The 2,962-nt window shown below is 61.1% G+C and carries 3 protein-coding genes; all 3 read right to left on the bottom strand.

All coding sequences use genetic code 11. The annotated features are described in order from the left end of the window. Positions 1-1,214 (bottom strand): TRAP transporter large permease (locus GXN74_RS14110; RefSeq protein ID WP_162371574.1); only part of this gene is annotated, 1,214 nt, incomplete at its 3' end. Then, complete coding sequence (locus GXN74_RS14105; RefSeq protein ID WP_162371573.1) at positions 1,207-1,722, bottom strand: TRAP transporter small permease; 516 nt, start codon at positions 1,720-1,722, stop codon at positions 1,207-1,209. The genes GXN74_RS14110 and GXN74_RS14105, both read right to left, overlap by 8 nt. Positions 1,723-1,785: 63 nt before the next feature. Beyond that, positions 1,786-2,829: a TRAP transporter substrate-binding protein gene (locus GXN74_RS14100; RefSeq protein WP_162371572.1), complete on the bottom strand. Its 1,044-nt coding sequence runs from the start codon at positions 2,827-2,829 to the stop codon at positions 1,786-1,788. Positions 2,830-2,962: the final 133 nt, after the last annotated feature.

The raw sequence follows: 2,962 nt of genomic DNA, 5'->3' as shown, positions 1-2,962 counted from the left end.
TAGAAGGGGAGCAGGGCCTTGGTGGCCTTCTCGATGGAGATCTTGCCGATGGAGCAGCCCACGAAGAGGGCGGAGCCCACCGGCGGGGTGCAGAGGCCCACGGCCAGGTTCAGGATGAACACGATGCCGAAGTGCACGGGGTCGATGCCCAGGGCGGTGATGATGGGCATCAGGATGGGGGTGACGATGATGATGATCGGCGCCATGTCCATGACGGCCCCCAGGACCAGCAGCATGACGTTGATCAGCAGCAGGAGCACGAACTTGTTGTCGCTGACGGAAAGCAGGGCCTGGGCCACCATGGAGGGGATCTTCAGGTAGGACATGATGTAGCCGAAGGCGGAGGCCGTGGCGATGACGCTCATGACCATGGCCAGGGTCTTCATGGTGTTGAACAGGATCCCCTTCATCCGGGACAGGGGGATTTCCCTGTAGACAAAGAAGGTGACCAGGAAGGCGTACACGGAGGCGATGGCCGCCGATTCCGTGGCGGTGAAGACGCCGGAAAGGACCCCGCCCATGATGATGACGATGGTGAACAGGCCCAGGACGGAGTCCCGGATGATCCGGAGGGCGTCCTTCAGGGCGGGCTTGCCTTCCCGGGGGTACTTCCGCTTGACGGCCATGAAGTAGCTGAGAACCATCAGGGCCAGGCCCAGGAACACCCCGGGGACCACGCCGGCCAGGAACAGGGAGCCTACGGAGACCCCCCCTGCGGCCATGGAGTAGATGATCATGTTGTGGCTGGGGGGGATGATGACCCCCTGGCAGGAGCTGGCCACGGTCACGGCCACGGAGAAGTCATCGTCGTAGCCCGCCTGCTTCATGGCGGGCATCAGGATGGTCCCGTTGGAGGAGACGTCCGCCACCGCGGAGCCGGAGATCCCCCCGAAGAACATGCTGGTCAGCACGTTGACCTGGGCCAGGCCTCCGGGGATCCGTCCCACGAAGATGTTGGAGAACTCGATCAGCTTCCGGGAGATCCCTCCGGCGGCCATGATCTCACCGGAGATGATGAAGAACGGGATCGCCAGCAGGGAGAAGGAGCCGATGCCCTTGACCATCCGCTGGGAAATCAGCAGCAGGGGGATGCCCAGGTACAGGGCTGCGGCGATGGAGGAGACGCCCAGGGTGATGGCCACGGGCACCCGCAGCACCAGCAGCAGGATGAAGGTTCCGAACAGGATCAGTATGGCCAGGTTCATGTCAGGCATTCGTTCCACCTCCCAGGAATTCGTTCTCGAAATGCTCGCCCTTGCCGCCGTCGGCCAGGTCAAGCAGGCTTTCCAGCGCGATGAAGAAGCCGGAAACGGGTACAAAGATGTATTCCACGGTGGACGGCAGGCCCGTGGCCGGCAGGGTGGAGGACATGCCGTTCTTGGCCAGCTGGATGCCGTAGAAGAACAGGACCAGCCCGAACACCAGGGTGACCCCGTAGGAGAGGCGACTCAGCACCTGCTCCCGGAAGTGGGCGGGTAGCCCGTTGGTGAACAGCTCGATGGCGATGTGCAGCTTCATCTTGACCCCCAGGGCCAGGGCGATCATGCTGAACCAGACCACCAGCAGGATGGCCACCTCGTCCACCCATCCGAAGGTCCTGCCCATCACGTAGCGGTAGAACACGTTGACGCTGACGATGAGGATCATGGCCACCAGCTGGAGGATGCCCAGCCAGGTCAGGAAGACATAGGCCGGATGCAAAAGTTTCCGTATTGCAGACATGCTTTCACTCCTTTCATGCAAAATGTTGGAGCCGTGCTACCGACCCCAACATTGTGGTGTTGCTTACTTCGTGTCCTGGATCTTCTGGATCAGTTCCGCATATTCCGCATAGTCCGCATAGAGGGGCTGGACGGCCGCCTGGAATTCGGAAAGCAGCCCTGCGTCCAGCTCGGTGATGACGCATCCTGCGTCGATGGCCGTCTGCCGGCTCTCTTCCGTGTACTTTGCCCATTCTTCCCTCTGCAGGGCCTGGGAATCCTTGGCCGCCTGCCGGATGATCTCCTGGTCCTCGGCGGAAAGCTTGTTCATGGTGTCCTTGCTGGCCACCACGATCTCAGGGACCCTCGTGTGGCCGTCCATGGTGATGTACTTGGCCACCTCGTAGTGGCTGGAGGAGACGTAGCTGGGAAGGTTGTTCTCCGCACCGTCGATGACCCCTGTCTGCAGCGCGCTGTAGACCTCGCCGTAAGGCATGGGTGTGGGGGAAGCGCCCACCGCCTGGACAAGCCCCATCATCAGCTTGCTCTCCTGGACGCGGATCTTCATGCCCTGGAGGTCGGCCATGGACTTGACTTCCTTCTTCGTGTTGTAGAAGTTCCTGGATCCGGAGTCGTACCAGGTCAGGCCCACCATGTTGGCCTGGTCCACGCTTTCCAGCAGCTGGTCCCCAATCTCCCCGTTCAATACAGCCCACTGGTGCTCCTCATCCCTGTAGATGTAGGGCAGCTGGAGCACGTTCAGTTCCTTGGCGAATTCCGAGAGGGGGGAGATGCTGGTCCGCACGAAGTCGATGGCGCCGAACTGCACCTGCTCGATGACGGACTTCTCGTCCCCCAGCTGGCCGCCGTAGTAGACTTCAATCTTGATCCGGCCGTCGGTGCGTTCTTCCACCAGACGGGCGAACTCCAGGTCCCCCAGGGTGGTGGGGTAGTCCGCCGGCTGGTTCTCGCCCAGTCGCAGGACGATGGTGTCCTTGGATGTTCCGGTTGCCGTGCCCCCAGCGGGCTCTCCCGTCGCCGGGGTTTCCGCGGGCTTGGAGCCGCCGCAGGCTGCCAGGGTGCCGAGGATCGTGGCCAGTACGGCCAACAGGATAAGGAATTTCTTCATAACAACAATCGCTCCTTTTCTTGGTGAATATGTGGGTTGTTCATCTCTATGCCTTCATTATATAGGGCACAACGCCAAGGGCATAGAGTAAAAAATTCACATTCACTGGTCATTTTTGACATCCCCGCCGGAA

It is taken from the genome of Anaerotalea alkaliphila (assembly GCF_010179735.1).
GTDB lineage: Bacteria > Bacillota > Clostridia > Lachnospirales > Vallitaleaceae > Anaerotalea > Anaerotalea alkaliphila.
This window is presented reverse-complemented; position numbering and strand designations above follow the sequence as displayed.

What these genes read in the sequence shown, in the direction of transcription:
- GXN74_RS14105 (WP_162371573.1), bottom strand. Translation starts at nt 1,722, where the DNA reads ATGTCTGCAATACGGAAACTTTTGCATCCGGCCTATGTCTTCCTGACC.
- GXN74_RS14100 (WP_162371572.1), bottom strand. Translation starts at nt 2,829, where the DNA reads ATGAAGAAATTCCTTATCCTGTTGGCCGTACTGGCCACGATCCTCGGC.